Source organism: Brenneria sp. g21c3 (genome assembly GCF_040240345.1).
GTDB lineage: Bacteria > Pseudomonadota > Gammaproteobacteria > Enterobacterales > Enterobacteriaceae > Brenneria.
On record NZ_JBEIAB010000020.1, the window covers coordinates 67,124 to 84,965 of the forward strand.

The following is a 17,842-nucleotide window of genomic DNA, read 5'->3' on the forward strand; positions in this document are numbered from 1 at the left end:
ACGTCATCGCTCAACGCGCAATACAGCACAAGCCACTACATATAAAACAAATTATGGATTTTAAATCTAGTATTTTATGCTGCCGACACATCTTATTTCTGCCGGCCCGCCTTGACGTCCAGCATAAAGCTCCCGACTAATGATATGAAAAATAAAGACTTATTAGAAAAATTTGCGAATAAAACACCCAAGCTATTCTGGTACATTGGGAAAAAGGTTATCTTATGGCAAAGGGCCGTCAATTTTTCGACAGTATCCATAATAACGATACATAGGGTAAACGGATGAAATTTAGTCAAGGTAAAGCATTGCTGATGGGGTGTATGGCGCTCGCCATGAGTCAGGCCGCAAACGCTGCGGATCTCAAAATCGCGGTTGTCGGGGCGATGTCCGGTCCGGTCGCGCAATATGGCGATATGGAGTTCATTGGCGCGCGACAGGCCATTGCCGATATCAATGCCAAAGGCGGCGTAAACGGGAATAAGCTGGTTGGCGTTGAATACGACGACGCGTGCGATCCGAAACAGGCCGTCGCCGTTGCGAACAAAGTGATCAATGACGGCATTCGCTATGTGATCGGTCATTTGTGTTCTTCCTCCACCCAGCCTGCGTCTGATATTTACGAAGAAGAAGGCGTGATCATGATTACGCCGGCCGCGACCAACGCAGACCTGACCACTCGCGGCTACAATCTGGTGCTGCGCACCACCGGTCTTGATTCCGATCAGGGTCCAACCGCCGCGAAATACATTACCGATACGATTAAACCTCAGCGTATCGCCGTTGTACATGATAAACAACAATACGGTGAAGGTCTGGCCCGCGCGGTTCAGGATAACCTGAAAAAAGCCGGCGCCAACGTGGTGCTGTTTGAAGGCGTGACGGCGGGCGATAAAGATTTCTCTACGCTGGTCGCTCGCTTGAAGAAAGAAAACGTGGATTTCGTTTACTTTGGCGGTTACTACCCGGAAATGGGCCAGATTTTACGTCAGGCCCGTCAGGCGGGTATGGACACCAAATTTATGGGGCCGGAAGGCGTGGGTAACTCATCCCTGTCCAACATCGCCGGCGCCGCGTCCGAAGGGATGCTGGTTACGTTGCCCAAACGTTACGATCAGGTTCCCGCCAACCAGCCGGTCGTCGATGCGCTGAAAGCGAAAAAACTGGATCCGAGCGGCCCGTTCATCTGGACCACCTATGCCGCCATACAATCCCTGACGACCTCCATGCAGCGTAGCGGCAGCATGGAACCGGAAGAACTGGCGGCCGATCTGAAGGCCAAATCCGTTGATACCGTCATGGGGCCATTGAGCTGGGATGAAAAAGGCGACCTGAAAGGGTTTGAGTTTGGTGTGTTTGAGTGGCATGCAGACGGTACGTCCAACGCAGTGAAATAATCAAGCGACGCTGTATTAATCCCTCAATACCGATGCCCCCGTGCTGCAAGGCTCGGGGGCAGAATTTAAGGTTAAGGTATGTCCGAGCAGTTCCTCTATTTTCTTCAGCAGATGTTCAACGGCCTGACGTTGGGCAGCACCTATGCGCTGATCGCCATTGGCTACACCATGGTTTACGGCATTATCGGCATGATTAACTTTGCTCACGGCGAAGTTTATATGATCGGTAGCTATGTCTCTTTTATCGTGATTGCCGCCCTGATGATGATGGGCATTGATGCGGGCTGGTTATTAATCGGCGTGGCGTTTATCGCCGCCGTGGTGATTTCCAGCGCCTACGGCTGGAGCATCGAGCGCGTCGCCTATAAACCGGTGCGCACCTCCAAGCGCCTGATCGCGCTGATTTCCGCCATCGGGATGTCGATTTTCCTGCAAAACTACGTCAGTCTTACCCAGGGCTCCCGCGACGTCGCGCTGCCGAGCCTGGTTACCGGACAATGGACGCTGGGCGAAAGCAATGGTTTTGCCGCGACGATCAGCACCATGCAGTTGACCATCTGGGTAGTGACCTTCCTGGCGATGCTGGCGCTGACGCTGTTTATTCGCTACTCGCGTATGGGCCGCGCCTGTCGCGCCTGCGCCGAAGACCTGAAAATGGCCAGCCTGCTGGGCATCAGCACCGACCGGGTCATCTCGCTGACCTTTGTGATTGGCGCGGCGATGGCGGCGGTGGCCGGCGTGCTGCTGGGGCAGTTCTACGGGGTGATTAACCCTTACATTGGTTTCATGGCGGGGATGAAAGCCTTTACCGCCGCGGTGCTTGGCGGCATCGGCAGCATACCCGGCGCGATGATCGGCGGCTTGATTCTGGGCGTGGCGGAAGCGCTGACCTCGGCCTATCTGAGTACCGAGTACAAAGACGCGGTCTCTTTCGCGCTGTTGATCGCGGTGCTGCTGGTGATGCCCACCGGTATTCTTGGTCGTCCGGAGGTTGAGAAAGTATGAAAAAGCTCAATCTTCTCAATGCCTGTCTGTCCGCATTCATGCTGCTGGTGCTGGCCACCTTTATCATGGGCATGCAATTAGGGCTCGATGGCACCAAACTGGTCGTCCGGGGCGCCGATCAGGTGCGCTGGCACTGGATTGGGGTCGGCTGCGTGGTCGTTTTCTTCTTCCAGTTAATCCGACCGCTGATCCAGCAGAGCATGCAGAAGTTTTCCGGCCCGTCGCTGGTGTTGCCGAGCTTTGACGGCAGCACGCCCCGGCAGAAACTGCTGGCGGCGCTGCTCATCATCGCCGCCATCGCCTGGCCTTTTCTGGTCTCGCGCGGCACGGTGGATATCGCCACCCTCACCCTGATTTACGTCATGCTGGGGCTGGGATTAAACGTCGTCGTCGGGCTGTCCGGCCTGCTGGTGTTGGGCTATGGCGGCTTTTATGCCATCGGCGCTTATACCTATGCCCTGCTGAACAATTACTATGGACTGGGCTTTTGGGAAAGTCTGCCGCTGGCCGGTATGACCGCCGCCTTGTCCGGCTTTCTGCTTGGCTTTCCGGTCTTGCGCCTGCGCGGCGACTATCTGGCCATCGTGACGCTGGGATTCGGCGAAATCGTCCGTATCCTGCTGCTGAACAACACCGAAATCACCGGTGGCCCGAACGGCATCAGCCAGATCCCCAAACCGACGCTCTTTGGTCTGGAATTCAGCCGCACCGCGCGTGACGGCTGGGACACCTTCCATAACTTTTTCGGCCTGGCCTATAGCCCCGGCGACCGCATTATTTTCCTCTATCTGGTGGCGCTGCTGCTGGTGATCCTGACGCTGTTTGTGATCAACCGCCTGCTGCGTATGCCGCTGGGCCGCGCCTGGGAAGCGCTGCGCGACGATGAAATCGCCTGCCGCTCGCTGGGACTCAGCCCGACGCGCATCAAGCTGACGGCCTTTACCATCAGCGCCGCGTTCGCCGGTTTCGCCGGCACGCTGTTTGCCGCCCGTCAGGGCTTCGTCAGCCCGGAATCCTTCACCTTCGCCGAGTCGGCATTTGTACTGGCGATTGTGGTGCTGGGCGGCATGGGCTCTCAGTTCGCGGTGATCCTCGCCGCCGTCTTGCTGGTGGTGTCGCGCGAGCTGATGCGCGATCTGAATGAATACAGCATGCTGCTGCTGGGCGCGTTGATGGTATTGATGATGATTTGGCGCCCGCAAGGCCTGCTGCCGATGAAACGCCCGCAGATGAAGTTGAAAGTAAGCGAGAAGGAAGAGCAGGCATGAGTACGCAGCCATTACTATCCGTCAGAGGTCTGATGATGCGTTTCGGCGGTCTGCTGGCGGTCAACAACGTTGAACTGGATTTAAACGCGGGAGAGATTGTCTCGCTTATCGGCCCGAACGGCGCCGGGAAAACCACGGTATTCAATTGCCTGACCGGTTTTTACCGCCCCACCGGCGGCACCATCATGCTGCGCGACCGGCACCTGGAAGGCCTGTCGGGACAGAAAATCGCCCGCATGGGCGTGGTGCGCACCTTCCAGCATGTACGGCTGTTCCGTGAAATGACCGTGATTGAAAACCTGCTGGTGGCGCAGCATCAGCATCTTAAAAGCGGCATCTTCGCCGGGTTGCTGAAAACGCCGGGCTTTCGACGCGCAGAAGCGGATGCGCAGACTCGCGCGGCCGAGTGGCTGGAGCGTGTGGGTCTACTGGCGCTAGCCAACCGTCAGGCGGGCAATCTGGCTTATGGTCAGCAGCGCCGGCTGGAAATCGCCCGCTGTATGGTGACCCGCCCGGAGCTATTGATGCTGGATGAACCTGCGGCCGGACTTAATCCGAAAGAAACCGAAGAGTTGAATCAATTGATCGCCGAACTGCGCGATCGCCATCAGGTTTCCGTGCTGCTGATTGAGCACGATATGAAACTGGTGATGGGGATTTCCGATCGGATTTACGTCGTCAATCAGGGAACGCCGCTGGCCCACGGAACCCCGGCGGAAATTCGTAACAACCCGGATGTCATCCGTGCTTATCTGGGCGAAGGATAACGTTTATGCTGTCATTAAATCAGGTCTCGGCCCACTACGGGAAAATTCAGGCGCTGCATCAGGTTAGTCTGCATATCGAACAGGGCGAGATCGTTACGCTTATCGGCGCCAACGGCGCCGGAAAAACCACGCTGCTGGGTACGCTGTGCGGCGACCCGCGCGCGACGGAAGGCACCATCATCTTTGACGGGAAAGACATCACCCATTGGCAGACCGCGCACATTATGCGTGAGGCGATCGCCATCGTGCCGGAAGGCCGCCGCGTGTTTTCCCGCATGACGGTGGAAGAAAATCTGGCCATGGGCGGATTCTTTGCCGACCGCAGCCAATATCAGCAGCGGATCGAACGGGTTTACGATCTGTTTCCCCGCCTGTATGAGCGACGCGCCCAGCGTTCCGGCACCATGTCCGGCGGCGAGCAGCAGATGCTGGCCATCGGCCGCGCGTTGATGAGCCAGCCGCGCTTATTGCTGCTTGATGAGCCCTCGTTAGGACTCGCGCCGATCATCATTTTGCAAATTTTTGATACTATCCAGCAACTGCGTGAAGAGGGCATGACCATTTTCCTCGTGGAGCAAAACGCGAACCAGGCGCTACGTCTGGCCGACCGCGGTTATGTGCTTGAAAATGGCCACGTTGTACTGGAAGACAGCGGCGCGGCATTACTCGCAAATGAGGCGGTCCGTTCCGCTTATCTGGGCGGTTGATTCCCGCCCGCTCGCCCCGGCAGACTGCCGATAGGCATGTTGCTTTATCCGCCTCGCCGACGAACAAATTATCAGACGTAATTTTGCTCGTCGGCGGGGCGGCTCAGCCTTCTGAAAAACGGATTTGCCTACAGGCGTCTCGCTGCAAGATAAACCAACTATTCCACCGCGAACACGCGCTATTCCCGCACTATTCTTTTGTCAGTCCGAAGACCCTGTCCTGCTCTTTGCGAAGGCGCAGGAGTACGGAGTTTGCAGGGATATTCACGTCTTCCATCCGGATAACTTCCCCCGCGGCGACATCGCGCGCCAGACTTGTATTGCTAAAGAGATAGAACGGTACTAAATTCCCGGCGTCAATAGCCTCAGCATCACCGATGAAGCCGTCCACTCCGTCAATGGTGTGGTGATGCCCGCCCATCTTCAACACCGTACCCTTTTTGAGATTCTGTGTGGCTCGGCCGTATAAATCGCAAACAGGGCGAAGGCTGTCTCCGCCCGTCGCATGTCCCATGATAGCCGCAGCAAGCACCGACGTGCCGGTTTCCACGCCGAGCAGGTGTCGGGGGATATAAACCGCCGCATACTTTCCGTTCCGGCTAACAGGGTGTCCCTTGGCGCCCAGGACATTCCATGTCTTTTGGTCCGTACACGCCACAATGATAAACTCGCCGCCGGCCATGCTGATTTCATCGGGGCGGCGCAGGCAGTTGAAGATATCCAGTGTCCCGGGGGCATCAAGCAGGCCGCCGTCTTTTTTGGGGCAAAAAAAGTCAGGCATTTCCCCCATGCGCGCGGCGGGAGCGCTGAACGCGGGTTTGTTCGGTTTCATGCCGGTTGCGTTCGCCACAACGACCATTTCGCAAAGATCAGGAATGGAATGAAAGGTGAGGGTACTGAGTATAGCGCCGCGGGCTTCGGCAATATCCCCGGCGTTCCGCTCGCCCAGATTCCATAAATCATCCATGCCGGAGCAGGCAAAGAGCTGCTGCTGCCCTTCACACGCAAGCATTTTTGATACGGGGTCGTACACGAAATCGTACTCGCTGGCCTTTCCCGCGCCGACAATGGTAAGACCCAGCGCGCGTCCCCAACTAATAAGGCCGATCAGCATGCTGGGTTGGTCGCCATCTCCCGTCGTATAGACCAGCCCCCTGGACTGGGCTTTCTGAGCGAGGATTGAACCGACAACGGAATCCGTCTCTTTGGAAACCATTACCACATGCATGCCTTTCTCAATGGCGAGTTCGGCCGCAGCGGCGCTGACCTCCGGCTGGCCGCTGCTTTCCACCAACACTTCGAGAGGGAGATCCGCAATCGCATCAAAGGCCTCGACGACAACGAAAAATCCCTCCTCGTACGCTTTTTTCGCCTCTTCCGCCGTGTTGCAAACCTTCACCTTGCTTGTGGGAATGCCTGCGGAAACATATGCGTCAACCGCACGCTGCACAGTACGGGTGCATACCGCTTTCACTTCCATGTGCGGCATGGTTTGCGCCTGGAAAATGTATGATGCGCCGAATTCGCCTGCGCCCATAAGACAGGCGCGCACCGCATCATTCGCAGGCCGTTTGAATAATGATTGATAATGCATCGAGCGCTCTCCTGAGTATATTCATCTGTTTAATAATCATTTTTCCAAAGACGAGCGGCGGAAATCCATTCCCGTACAGCCGTCGTTCACGGTTTATCGGCAACCCGGCTATTGCAGGCGCTGCGGGCGGTAGATCCTTTCAGCGGTTTGGTGAAAGACCGCGCCCTGCTCTTTTTCCGACAGATCCGCCAGAATCGCCCTGTAACCGTCAAAAATCGTGGCGAATGTCGTTACCATGCCGTCCACCGGGAAATTGCTGCCCAACATGCAGCGGTCTGCGCCGAACATGCTAATGACGTCTTTCACGATCCGGCGGTTACTTTCAACCGTCCAGGGTTTGTTCGCCTCGCAAAGGCCGGAAATCTTCACGGCGGTATTGGGTCTGGCGGCCAGCTTTTCCATATTGGCGCGCCATCCCAAAAGAGCTTCCTCGCTTCGCCCCGGCACGCCCGTGTGGTTTACGATAACGAGGGTATGCGGGAAATTGGCGGCAAGTTCCGCGGCTTCCGGCAAAACCCACCAGTTGGCCTGCAAATCGAAATGGAGACCGTATTTCTCCAATTCGGAATAGCCGCGCAGCCATTTGTCAGACGACATCAGGCTTCTGCCCTGTTCCGCCGGTGTGGAAGGGCCGCCCGGTTTATGGCGGACACTCCGGACAAGAGGATATGCCGCCTGCTCCGCGAGCAGGCTTGCGGCATCGTCCGCATCAAGCCATGCCTGCGCGACCATAGCGCCCGGATAGCCGAAATCACGTGCGACCTGGTGTACGTAGTGTGTTTCCTTGAGCGGGGCCTGCGGGTCATATTCCGCTTCGCAGTAAACGGATGTGACCACGTTTTGCCCGACGATATCGTCGAAATAATCGCTCATCAGGTACGTTTTCTTTATTGCGCTGTAATCCCCGTAACGATGCGGCACCATGATGTCTTTCGTCAGCCACGGATACAGATGCTTCTCGAGATCCCAAAAATGGTGGTGTGCGTCAACCACCGGCCCGGTCCAGATATTTTTTTCAGCCATGGTGATTCTCCTTAATGTGCGCCGTTCTTTATGCGAACAGCGCGCGGATAAGTTCTAGCCCGCGGTTTTCGGGCTGGAGGCGCCGAAATTAATACAAAGGGAGCCCAGGAGGTATGCAAAGGCGCAAGCGGCGAAAAAGTACAGCGCAGCGGTGTAGCCGCCGGTCATGTCCACTAGGAAACCCACGATAATGGGGACGAATATGCCGCTGGACGTTCCGGCGAAGTTCATTACCCCGCCGACCAAACCGATTTTATTCGCGGGGGAAAGCATGGCCGGAATAATCCAGTACAATCCGCCCCAAAGATGGAAAAAGACGCCGATGGCTAGAACGATTACCGCCGTAGTACTGTCGCTGATGAAAGGCAATGCCAACAGGCAAACCAGGGCCATGGCGCCGGAAATCCCGAAAAGCAGCTTGCAGGCGGCATTACGCGGGAGCACGCGCTGGAGCATATCCACAAGGTATCCGCTGACCACTTCGCCAATCGCGCCACACAGGAAAATGATGAAAGTGGCGTACCCCATGGCCCTGAGGTCCATTCCCCGTCCGTTGGCAAGGTAGCTCGGCCCCCATGTAACCAAGCCGAAAAATACCATTGCCCAGCCGATACGGCCGATAACCATTGCTACCAGGGTTCTTTTGGACAGCGCCATATTGGTATTCTGCGCCTGCTCTTCCCCTGCGAGCCGTTTCTGTTCGTCAATGAAAGCAAGCTCGTTTTTACCCATGCTCTTGTGTTCATGAGGCGTGTCGCGGGCGTAGAGATAGACCACGATCCCGGCAACGATGGTCAACACCCCGATCAGGAAAAATGCGATACGCCACGAGCTGAAAAAGGCGATGAGAGAGGCGACCAGCAAGCCGCCCACGGCGGAACCGAAAGGAGCGCCGCTGTCAATGAGGGTAATGCCCCGGCCTCTCTCCCGGGAGGGAAGCCAACTGGCGGTGAGCTTACTGGCCGACGGCATGAAAGGCGCTTCAAACGCGCCAAGCCCCACGCGGGTCAGCAAAAGGAACAGGCCGTTGACGGCAACGGCGGAAAGGCACTGGAACGCCCCCCATATCACTGTCGCCACGCCGATGACCAGTCTTCCGCCCCACCGGTCCGCAGCCTTTCCTCCGGGGATCTGGCAAAGGCAATATGCCCAGAAAAAGGCGCTGAGGATCAGTCCCTGCATTTTCCCGCTTAACGAGAACTCTTGCGCGATCAGCGGCATGCCGACAGACAAAGCGATGCGGTCGATGCAGTTGATGGTGTACAAGATGAACAGCATGATAATAAAGCGCCATCTGGTCGTCAGCAGTAGAGATTTGCTGTTGCCGACGTCTGGAGTTTTCGAGTCCACAGACATAACAACCTCCGGAAATTTATCTTTTTCCCATTTAAAGGCGCTGCGGCATTTAAACGTCGAATGCTGTAGCAAGAGCAAGCCATGCCGCGACATGGCTTGTCGCTGCCCGGTGTTGGCGAAAGTAACGTTTGCCGTCAATGCTGAAGCGGGTATCTCAGGAGTCGTCCGCTTTAAAAGTTGCTCTATTCGGCTGGCGTACGGTAGAAGCGCCATAGACGGCATTTTCTATTGCGTGTAACGCCCTCCAGGATCTTCGCCCGGAAACCCGCGTCGGCGACGGCTTTGAAGAGGTTAAGGAACGGCGCCTCGGTAAAACATCGTGGATAGATTTATGGTGAACGTAGGCATGTTTAGCTCCTTAATTCGGCAATTTCCGCATCGGTCAGATAGCGGATCCGGCGGTCGCCCAGAATGAAAATCAGTTTGGCGGTTTCTTCCAGCTCCTCCATATTGTCCGCAGCGGCGCGCAGGCTCCGCCCGGTCACGACCGGGCCGTGATTGGCCAGAAGAAAGGCGTTGTGGTCGGGCGCCAGCCTGGCCAATTCTTCACCCAGCCGTTTGTCGCCGGGGCGAAAATAGGGAACGACCGGCACTTGTCCCATTCGCATCACCACATAAGGGGTGAAGGGTCTGATCGCGTTGCGCGGATCCAGTCCCTCCAGACAAGAGAGCGCGGTCGAATAGGCGCTATGCAGGTGTACCACGGCCCGACACTGCGGATTATTGCGATAGAGGGCCAGATGGAAGCTGATTTCCTTGGAGGGACTGTCGCCGGAGATCAATGCGCCCGCCGGATCAACCTTCGCCAGCCGGTCGGCGGAGAGTTCTCCCAGGCAGGAACCCGTCGGCGTTGCCAGCAGCGCCCCGTCCTCCAGCAGCAGGGAAAGATTCCCGGCCGAGCCGGTGGCATACCCGCGCTGAAAAAAAGAGGCTCCCAGTCTGACCATTTCTTCTCGTGCTTGAACTTCATTCATACGGCGAATTCCTGCTGCGCTCTGGCGAAAAAGTTTTCATCCCCGAAGTTGCCGGATTTCAGCGCCAGCGAAAGGGGGGCATCGGTCGATCTCACCCAGGGTACGCCGGGAGAGATGGAGGGGCCGATATGGAAGGCGCGGATCCCTAACGTCTGCACCACGATGCTGGCAGTTTCTCCTCCGGCGACGATGAAACGCCGGAAGCCGTCCTCCCGCAGTTGTCGAGCGACGGAAGAGAAAAGCGCCTCCACCGCCTGGCTGCTGGACTGCGCCCCCCAGCGCTGCTGGATACGGCCGAGAGTCTCCGGTTCGGCGGTGGCATACAGCATGGGGGCCAGTTCCTCTCCACTGTGCTGTCGCACCCAGTCGCACAGTTCACTGGCGTAGCCGGCCAGGGCGTCGTCTCCCGCCATGCAGCGCTCGACGTCGATGGCCCGGCCGGAAGCCTGATGCAGATAGCGGGCGACCTGCCTGTTGGTCATCACGGAACAGGAACCGGACAATACGATCGCCGGCCCCCCCTGCGGCGCGCCGGCGGCCTGCGCGTCCTGTTGCGCATCGCGCGTCGTCCACTGCCGCGCCAGCCCGATGGCCAGGCCGGAGCCGCCGGTGACCAGCCTCATCCCGCGCAGCGCCTCACCCTGAACCAGTAAGTGCCGCGCGCTAAGCGCATCCAGCACCGCATAGCGAACGCCTCGTCGCCGTAGCGCCTCCAGCCGCGCCGTCACCGCCTCCGCGCCCCTATCCATGACGTCCGCCGCGATAACGCCGCACGTCCCTTCGGCTTGCCGCTCCATCAGGCGCGGCAGATAGCTGTCGGTCATCGGGGTCAACGGATGGTCGCGCATGCCCGACTCCGACAGCAGCCGATCCATCACGAACAGATAGCCCTGGTAGACGGTGCGGCCGTTAACCGGTAAAGCCGGGGAAATAACGGTCTGCGTTTCCCCCAGTGCGTCCAGCAACGCATCGGTCACCGGGCCGATATTGCCCTGCGCGGTGCTGTCGAAGGTCGAACAGTATTTGAAATAGAACTGGCGGCAACCCTGGCTCTGAAGCCAGGCCAGCGCATTGAGCGAATCGACGACGGCCTGTTCGGCCGGACAGGAGCGCGACTTCAAGCTAATGACGGCGGCCTGGGCGTCCACACGGTAATCCTGCGGCGGCACACCATTAAGTTGCACGGTGGATAGCCCGTTCCCGACCAGAAAACCGGCGATGTCGGTTGCGCCGGTGAAATCGTCGGCGATGACTCCGAGTAACATTAGGCCTCCTCCCATTTTTCCGGCAGCGTGATGTCGCTGAAAACTTTGATGACGACGCTGTTATCCTCACGGTCAAAGCCTGTGGCTCCATGACTGATAACGGCTACGGCATCCTCGGCAGATTTTTCATCAACGTTGCGTTGTTAATTTTAGTGATTATTTGTTCTGTGGTGTTAAATGTAATCCCTTTAATTGCCATTGGTGGTGACCAAAATCACATAAATTAACATCACGCAAATAAAATCACTATCCACAAACGTTCATGAGAAACACAACCCATTATTTACATTTAAATCAATGTGTTATGTTTTTACACTTTACGGAAGAGTGTTGAAACATTAAGCGCGACGTGGTTTATGACGTGAATTTATGATAAGAATCGTCCATAAATACGCGCGTCATCACAATATTTATCAGATCAGGATAGGAGCAGGGATGATTCCAGTAGAACGTCATCAACAGATTCTCGCGCTGATCGCCGAGCGCGGCGTGGTAAGCATCACGGAACTGACCGAGCGGCTCGGGGTATCGCATATGACCGTGCGGCGGGATGTGCAAAAATTGGAGCAGGACGGCCTGTTACTCAGCGTCTCTGGCGGCGTGCGCTCGCCGGAACGGCTGACGATCGAACCGTCGCATCAGGATAAATCCGTGATGTTCAGCCAGCAAAAAGAGGCGATAGGCCAGTTGGCGGCCCGGCTGATCCCGCCCAACAGCTGTATCTATCTGGATGCGGGAACCACAACGCTGTCGCTGGCGCGCCACCTGGCCGAGCGGGATGACTTATTGATCGTGACCAACGATTTTGTGATTGCCGCTTTTATTATTGAATCCTGCCAGTGCCGCATGATCCACACCGGCGGCACGCTGTGTCGGGAAAACCGCTCCTGCGTCGGCGAAGCCACCGCGCAGGCGTTGCGTAACCTGTTTATCGATATCGCCTTTATCTCTGCCTCATCGTGGAGCCTGCGCGGCCTGTCCACGCCAAGTGAAGACAAAGTCGCGGTCAAACGCGCAGTGGTCGAAGCCAGCAGCAAACGAATTCTGCTCTGCGACACCTCAAAATACGGCCGCATCGCCACCCATCTGATCACCCCGCTAACGGTCTTAGACAGCATTATTACCGACGACGCCCTGCCGACTGCGGCAAAAGATGCGTTGGGGAAAATGGGCGTGGAGGTGTTGGTGGGCAGGTAAAGAGGGCATCCTTTCTATTGAAATCTTATTTGGCAAATGGCGGCACAGAACAGCGCTCTGGCGCTATTTTCGCAATTTTTGATACTATCCAGCAACTGCGTGAAGAGGGCATGACCATTTTCCTCGTGGAGCAAAACGCGAACCAGCCGCTACGTCTGGCAGACCGCGGCTATGTGCTTGAAAGTGGTCACGTTGTACTGGAAGACAGCGGCGCGGCATTACTCGCAAATGAGGCGGTTCGTTCCGCTTATCTGGGCGGCTAACCGAATTCAGGCCGGCGTATCCGGCCTGTCGTTCTGATGAAGGCAAAATTAAAATGGCAACCGAAGGTTTATTGGCGCAGCGTATCGCCAAGTTGAAAAGCTCCGCTATTCGAGAGCTGCTTAAGCACAGCAAGATGGATAACATCATTTCGCTGGCCGGGGGAATACCGTCAGACAAGCTGTTCGACTTCGACGGTCTGAATCAGGCAACACAATTAGCCATTACCGAACAGCCAAAAACCGCTTTCCAATATGGATTAACTGAAGGCAGCCCGATCTTACGCGAGCGCATCGCCGACCTGTGCGCGATTCGCGGGATAAAAACCCGCGCGGAAGACATCGTGGTCACGGCGGGTTCACAGCAGGCGCTGGATCTGATCATGCGCGCGATGATCGATCCGGGCGATGTCTTTGTCGTTGAACGTCCGACCTACCTTGCCGCATTGCAAACGCTCGAGCTGGCGCAGGCGCAGGTGATGTCCGTCGACTCGGACGAAAACGGCATGGTGGTCGACGATCTGGAAGCGCTGCTGCGCAAACAGCGCATCAAAGGCGTGTATATCGTACCGAACTTTGGCAATCCCAGCGGCGTCACCCTGAGTTATGAACGGCGCAAACAGCTGATTAAGCTGGCGGAACGCTATGGTTTCGTCATCATCGAAGACGATCCGTACGGCGAACTGCGTTTTACCGAAGAGCGCCACCCGACGCTGTTCCAACTGGCTCAGGAAGAGCTGGGCAATGCCGAACATGTGCTCTATACCTCGACCTTCTCAAAGATCCTCGCGCCGGGCTTACGTCTTGGCTGGGCGATCATGCCGGACTGGCTGCTGCATAAAGTCGCCATCATCAAGCAGGCGGCCGATCTGCACGCCAGCGCGCTGTCGCAGAGCATCGTGGAATGCTATCTGGGATTGGGGCGTTTGGACGCGCAAATCGAAAAAATCCGCTATTCCTACAAGGAAAAGAGCGAACAGTTGTCCGCTCTGATCGCTAAAGAGTTAGGCGACGTGATGACGTTCAACCAGCCGAAGGGCGGTATGTTCCTGTGGGCCAGATTCCGTCAGCCGTTTAATACCACGCAATGGCTGCAACAGACGCTGGATCACGGCGTGGTGTTTGTGCCGGGCGAATTCTTTTTCCCGGACACGCCGGACTATTCGACGCTGCGCTTCTCCTATGCGACCGCAACGGAAGAGCAAATGCACGAAGCCGTCGCAAGGCTGCGCAGGGCGCTGTAATCCTCACGTAAAGGCCGCGCCAGCGGCCTGAATTCGCTACCCAAAATCCGCTGACCAAACTCCCCTGCTCTATTCTCACGCAGTCTGTCGCCACAAACCGCCTTATCGTCAGGCAAAATGGAAACGTATTTATCTCATCCCACGCTTCATTCTGAAATAATAAAAAATAATATTATTAACGATAATAACAATTTGATTTTTAATCATATTTAAACAAATCCCTCATTAAAAAACCTTGCCGATCTGATCATATTTTCGGCATAATACGCGCCTTTAGTTTCTAAATGGACATGAAACAGGAAACCGCATGGAGCATCATTACGCGACACCCACACCTTTTTCTTTTTTAACCACCGCGCTCGCCCGCTATCAACGGTCTCCCTCCACCCTCGGCCACGCTGGCAGTTCGGTCAGGGAAAACACAATGAGAAAAAGTTTCACCCTGCTGTTGGCGGCCGGCCTGCTGCTGTCGGCCGCCGCTCAGGCGGGTACGCTCGATCTGATCAACCATACCCACTGGGCAATCAACCGCTTCAGCGTGGACGGCATATCGGGCATCGACAGCGTCGGCGCCTATCAGGGCGGCGGCGGCGGTTGCTGTTACCGCGCCCCGGCACGGTGGCGGCCGGGCATGACGGTGCGGGTCGACTGGGAAACCGGGGTGGCAAGCATGAAAGGTTTTCCCGGCTTTGCCGACTGGGATAGCTATCAGGCCTGGAAACAAAAAATCAATGCTCAGAAACGCCGGCACAGCAAGGTGGTGCCGCTGCCGCGCTATGAAGAGGGCAAAACCTGCGGCATTACGGTGCATTTTCTGCCCTGCGATGAGGTGAAAGTTACCACCAGTTGCATGGTGTACGGCCACCCCGACTACCCGATCAAAGAACCGATAAGAATGCCGGAGCCGAAATCATGTCCAAAATAAAACCGCAGGATACCGCCTGCTGCCGCCGGCCTTTCCGCTCAATGGCCGGTTACCCGACCATCCCTATCCGGTGGCGATGAACCAATACCGTAAAAAGGAGTTTATATCTTGAAAATACCGTTAATCCCCCTGGCGCTGTGCAGCCTGCTGCTGTCGGCCGCCGCTCAGGCGGGTACGCTCGATCTGATCAACCACACCCACCGGGATATCAACCGCTTCAGCGTGGACGGCATTCCGGGCATCGACAGCGTCGGCCCCTATCAGGGCGGCGGCGGCGGTTGTTGTTACCGCGCCCCGATGCGGTGGCGGCCGGGCATGACGGTGCGGGTCGACTGGGAAACCGGCGGGGGAGTTGATAATGACCCCTTTCCCGGCTTTGCTGACTGGGATAACTATCTGGCCTGGGAAAAGAGGCTGAAATCCCGGCGACGCCAGTACAGCAAGGTGGTGCCGCTGCCGCGCTATGAGGAGGGCAAAACCTGCGGCATTACGGTGCATTTTCTGCCCTGCGATGAGGTGAAGGTCACTACCAGTTGCATGATGTACGGCCACCCCGACTACCCGATCAAAGAGCCGATAAGAATGCCGGAGCCGAAATCATGCCCAAAATAAAACCGCAGGATACCGCCTGGCTGCCGCCGGCCTTTCCACTCAACGGGCGGTTACCCGACCATCCTTATCCGGTGGTGATGAACCAATACCGTAAAAAGGAGTTTATATCTTGAAAATACCGTTAATCCCCCTGGCGCTGTGCGGCCTGCTGCTGTCGGCCGCCGCTCAGGCGGGTACGCTCGATCTGATCAACCATACCCACTGGGCAATCAACCGCTTCAGCGTGGACGGCATATCGGGCATCGACAGCGTCGGCGCCTATCAGGGCGGCGGCGGCGGTTGCTGTTACCGCGCCCCGGCACGGTGGCGGCCGGGCATGACGGTGCGGGTCGACTGGGAAACCGGGGTGGCGGATATGATTGGCTTTCCCGGCTTCGCCGACAGGGCTAAATATCTGGCCTGGCAAAAGAAAATGGACGACCAGAAACGCCGGCACAGCAAGGTGGTGCCGCTGCCGCGCTATGAGGAGGGCAAAACCTGCGGCATCACGGTGCATTTTCTGCCCTGCGATGAGGTGAAGGTTACTACCAGTTGCATGGTGTACGGCCACCCCGACTACCCGATCAAAGAGCCGATAAGAATGCCGGAGCCGAAATCATGTCCAAAATAAAACCGCAGGATACCGCCTGGCTGCCGCCGGCCTTTCCACTCAACGGGCGGTTGCCCAACCATCCCTATCCGGTGGCGATGAACGAACGCCGGCAGAACAGCCTGGAGCAACGTTACTATGACGAGTGCTGTCTGGCCGCCGGCAAACGGGTGTGGCGCCCCTGCTGCAAGACGCTGCACGTCAGCCTGTTCTTTGACGGCACCGGCAACAACCTGCATAACGACGTCTATGTGGATGAACATCCGCATCCCAGCAATATCGCCCGCCTGTTCCGCGCCGCCATCGGCAGCGGACACGCCGGCGGCGCGGCGCTGGAGAACGCGCTGCTGGATGTGCCGCCTGCCGGGAGCGAGACCTACTTCAAGTTCTATATGCCCGGCGTGGGTACGCCGTTCCCGGAAATCGGCGAACTGGATTACAGCAACCTGGGACTGGCGACCGCCAGCGGCGGGGAAAACCGTATCAACTGGGGACTGTTGCGACTCATTGACGCACTGATGCGCGCGCTGAAACTGGGCAAACTGGAAGACACGGCATCGCTGGCGGCCGTCGGGGACATGGCCACTTCCTGGGCGGCGCTGGGGCTGGGCGGCGCGCATAACCGCTATGAGACCTTCTATCGGTACTTCAACAGGTTGCAGAACAACATCTGGCAGGCGATGAACCCGACCGGCCGGGGCAAGGCAAAGCTGATGGGCATGAAACTGTACGTGTACGGTTTTTCACGCGGCGCGGCGCAGGCCCGGACCTTCGTCAACTGGCTGACCGAGCTGTTCCCTAAGCCGGATAAGGCGGACGGCGTGCCGGCCCAGGTGTTGCAGGGCAGCAACCCGGCCTGCCGCCTGCCGGTCAGCGTGGAGTTTCTCGGGCTGCTGGATACGGTGGCGTCGGTGGGGGTGGCGAACATTGCGCCGTTCGCCGCCGGGCATATGGCCTGGGCTGACGGGACGCAGGCGTTGCCGGACGACGCGCGTTTCGGCGGGCTGGTTAAGCAGTGCGTACATCTGGTGGCGTCGCACGAGCAGCGGCTGTGTTTTCCGCTCGATTCGCTACGGCGCGGCAACGGGCAGTACCCGCGCAACAGCGTGGAGGTGATCTACCCCGGCATGCATTCGGATATCGGCGGCGGCTACCCGCCCGGCGACCAGGGCAAGGGGATTGATGTTGATGATGGATCGTTGCTGTCGCAGATTGCGCTGCACGAACTGTATGCGACGGCCTTCGCCGCCGGCGCGCCGCTCAAAGTGCCGAAAGAAGCCCTGCCCCGGCATCTGGCGCTGGATAGCTGGCGAAGTATGTCAATCGATATAGGTAAAGAGTTCACTCTGGCCCCGGATTTAATCCACCGCTTTAACGCCTGGCGCGAGGCGACGCTGGGACTGTCCCCATCGGCGCAGCCGGCCGGGGAGGAGAGCGATAACGGCCATTACCAGCCCGGCCGGGCCGGGCTGGCGCTGGAGGCGCTGATAGCAAACCAGATGGCCTGGCTGACCGCCTGGCGGATAGACCGTTATGCCAGAGGGTCGGCGCTGAACTGCGCGTTTTACCGGGCGGCCACCGATAGCCACGCCAACGCCGGCAGCCGGAAGGCGGCGGAAGCGGCGCGCGATGAAAGGCAGAAAAGCGCGGAGCGGGCGC

Annotated in this window: 17 protein-coding genes and 1 pseudogene; 13 read left to right on the forward strand and 5 right to left on the reverse strand. The window is 57.6% G+C overall.

From position 1 onward, the window contains the following. Nucleotides 1–284 precede the first annotated feature (284 nt). The 5 genes from ABRZ28_RS20965 (at nucleotide 285) to livF (ending at nucleotide 5,144) form a co-directional block, all read left to right on the forward strand. Entirely contained in the window at nucleotides 285–1,397 is a 1,113-nt protein-coding gene (locus tag ABRZ28_RS20965; protein WP_319606121.1) for a branched-chain amino acid ABC transporter substrate-binding protein, read from the forward strand. A 78-nt stretch (nucleotides 1,398–1,475) separates the two neighbouring features. After that, nucleotides 1,476–2,402, forward strand: coding sequence for a high-affinity branched-chain amino acid ABC transporter permease LivH (gene livH / locus ABRZ28_RS20970; RefSeq protein ID WP_319606122.1), 927 nt, complete (start codon nucleotides 1,476–1,478; stop codon nucleotides 2,400–2,402). Next, nucleotides 2,399–3,670 (forward strand): high-affinity branched-chain amino acid ABC transporter permease LivM, encoded by a 1,272-nt coding sequence (locus tag ABRZ28_RS20975; RefSeq protein ID WP_319606123.1) that lies wholly within the window; start codon nucleotides 2,399–2,401, stop codon nucleotides 3,668–3,670. Before livH ends, ABRZ28_RS20975 begins: the two co-directional genes overlap by 4 nt. Then, nucleotides 3,667–4,437, forward strand: coding sequence for a high-affinity branched-chain amino acid ABC transporter ATP-binding protein LivG (gene livG / locus ABRZ28_RS20980; RefSeq protein WP_319606124.1), 771 nt, complete (start codon nucleotides 3,667–3,669; stop codon nucleotides 4,435–4,437). The genes ABRZ28_RS20975 and livG overlap by 4 nt, the downstream gene beginning before the upstream one ends. A 5-nt stretch (nucleotides 4,438–4,442) precedes the next feature. After that, on the forward strand, nucleotides 4,443–5,144 hold the full coding sequence (livF, locus tag ABRZ28_RS20985) for a high-affinity branched-chain amino acid ABC transporter ATP-binding protein LivF (RefSeq protein ID WP_319606125.1): 702 nt from the start codon (nucleotides 4,443–4,445) through the stop codon (nucleotides 5,142–5,144). 190 nt (nucleotides 5,145–5,334) lie between these two features. Here the strand turns inward: livF and ABRZ28_RS20990 are convergent, their stop codons facing one another. The 5 genes from ABRZ28_RS20990 to otnK all read right to left on the reverse strand — a co-directional run bounded on the left by ABRZ28_RS20990 (nucleotide 5,335) and on the right by otnK (nucleotide 11,356). Further along, complete coding sequence (locus ABRZ28_RS20990) at nucleotides 5,335–6,738, reverse strand: NAD(P)H-dependent oxidoreductase (RefSeq protein ID WP_319606126.1); 1,404 nt, start codon at nucleotides 6,736–6,738, stop codon at nucleotides 5,335–5,337. A 108-nt stretch (nucleotides 6,739–6,846) separates the two neighbouring features. Next, entirely contained in the window at nucleotides 6,847–7,761 is a 915-nt protein-coding gene (locus tag ABRZ28_RS20995) for an amidohydrolase family protein (protein WP_330521421.1), read from the reverse strand. A 54-nt stretch (nucleotides 7,762–7,815) separates the two neighbouring features. Next, entirely contained in the window at nucleotides 7,816–9,117 is a 1,302-nt protein-coding gene (locus tag ABRZ28_RS21000; RefSeq protein ID WP_319606128.1) for an MFS transporter, read from the reverse strand. A 350-nt stretch (nucleotides 9,118–9,467) separates the two neighbouring features. Further along, nucleotides 9,468–10,091, reverse strand: a complete 624-nt coding sequence (gene otnC / locus ABRZ28_RS21005; RefSeq protein WP_330521423.1) for a 3-oxo-tetronate 4-phosphate decarboxylase — start codon at nucleotides 10,089–10,091, stop codon at nucleotides 9,468–9,470. Continuing rightward, entirely contained in the window at nucleotides 10,088–11,356 is a 1,269-nt protein-coding gene (otnK, locus tag ABRZ28_RS21010; RefSeq protein ID WP_330521424.1) for a 3-oxo-tetronate kinase, read from the reverse strand. Before otnK ends, otnC begins: the two co-directional genes overlap by 4 nt. A 435-nt stretch (nucleotides 11,357–11,791) precedes the next feature. Here otnK and ygbI point away from each other — a divergent pair, with 435 nt between their 5' ends. The 8 genes and pseudogenes from ygbI to ABRZ28_RS21050 all read left to right on the forward strand — a co-directional run. Continuing rightward, a complete protein-coding gene (ygbI, locus tag ABRZ28_RS21015) occupies nucleotides 11,792–12,553 on the forward strand; it encodes a DNA-binding transcriptional repressor YgbI (protein WP_319606131.1) in 762 nt (253 codons plus the stop codon). Between the two features lie 74 nt (nucleotides 12,554–12,627). Then, nucleotides 12,628–12,816 (forward strand): annotated as a pseudogene (locus ABRZ28_RS21020) (branched-chain amino acid ABC transporter ATP-binding protein); the annotation flags it as partial. Between the two features lie 53 nt (nucleotides 12,817–12,869). Further along, nucleotides 12,870–14,057 carry an aminotransferase-like domain-containing protein gene (locus tag ABRZ28_RS21025; RefSeq protein WP_319606132.1) on the forward strand — a complete coding sequence of 396 codons (1,188 nt, stop codon included), beginning with the start codon at nucleotides 12,870–12,872 and terminating at the stop codon, nucleotides 14,055–14,057. Between the two features lie 424 nt (nucleotides 14,058–14,481). After that, a complete protein-coding gene (tli1a, locus tag ABRZ28_RS21030) occupies nucleotides 14,482–14,982 on the forward strand; it encodes a Tli1a family immunity protein (RefSeq protein WP_330521426.1) in 501 nt (166 codons plus the stop codon). Between the two features lie 108 nt (nucleotides 14,983–15,090). Next, a complete protein-coding gene (gene tli1a / locus ABRZ28_RS21035; RefSeq protein WP_319606135.1) occupies nucleotides 15,091–15,594 on the forward strand; it encodes a Tli1a family immunity protein in 504 nt (167 codons plus the stop codon). After that, the gene (locus ABRZ28_RS21040; RefSeq protein WP_330521427.1) at nucleotides 15,582–15,707 is read left to right on the forward strand and encodes a hypothetical protein; all 126 of its coding nucleotides are present in this window, start codon (nucleotides 15,582–15,584) and stop codon (nucleotides 15,705–15,707) included. The genes tli1a (ABRZ28_RS21035) and ABRZ28_RS21040 overlap by 13 nt, the downstream gene beginning before the upstream one ends. Further along, entirely contained in the window at nucleotides 15,704–16,204 is a 501-nt protein-coding gene (gene tli1a, locus ABRZ28_RS21045; protein WP_442878737.1) for a Tli1a family immunity protein, read from the forward strand. Before ABRZ28_RS21040 ends, tli1a (ABRZ28_RS21045) begins: the two co-directional genes overlap by 4 nt. Next, nucleotides 16,192–17,842 (forward strand): T6SS phospholipase effector Tle1-like catalytic domain-containing protein (locus ABRZ28_RS21050; protein ID WP_330521428.1); only part of this gene is annotated, 1,651 nt, incomplete at its 3' end. The genes tli1a (ABRZ28_RS21045) and ABRZ28_RS21050, both read left to right, overlap by 13 nt.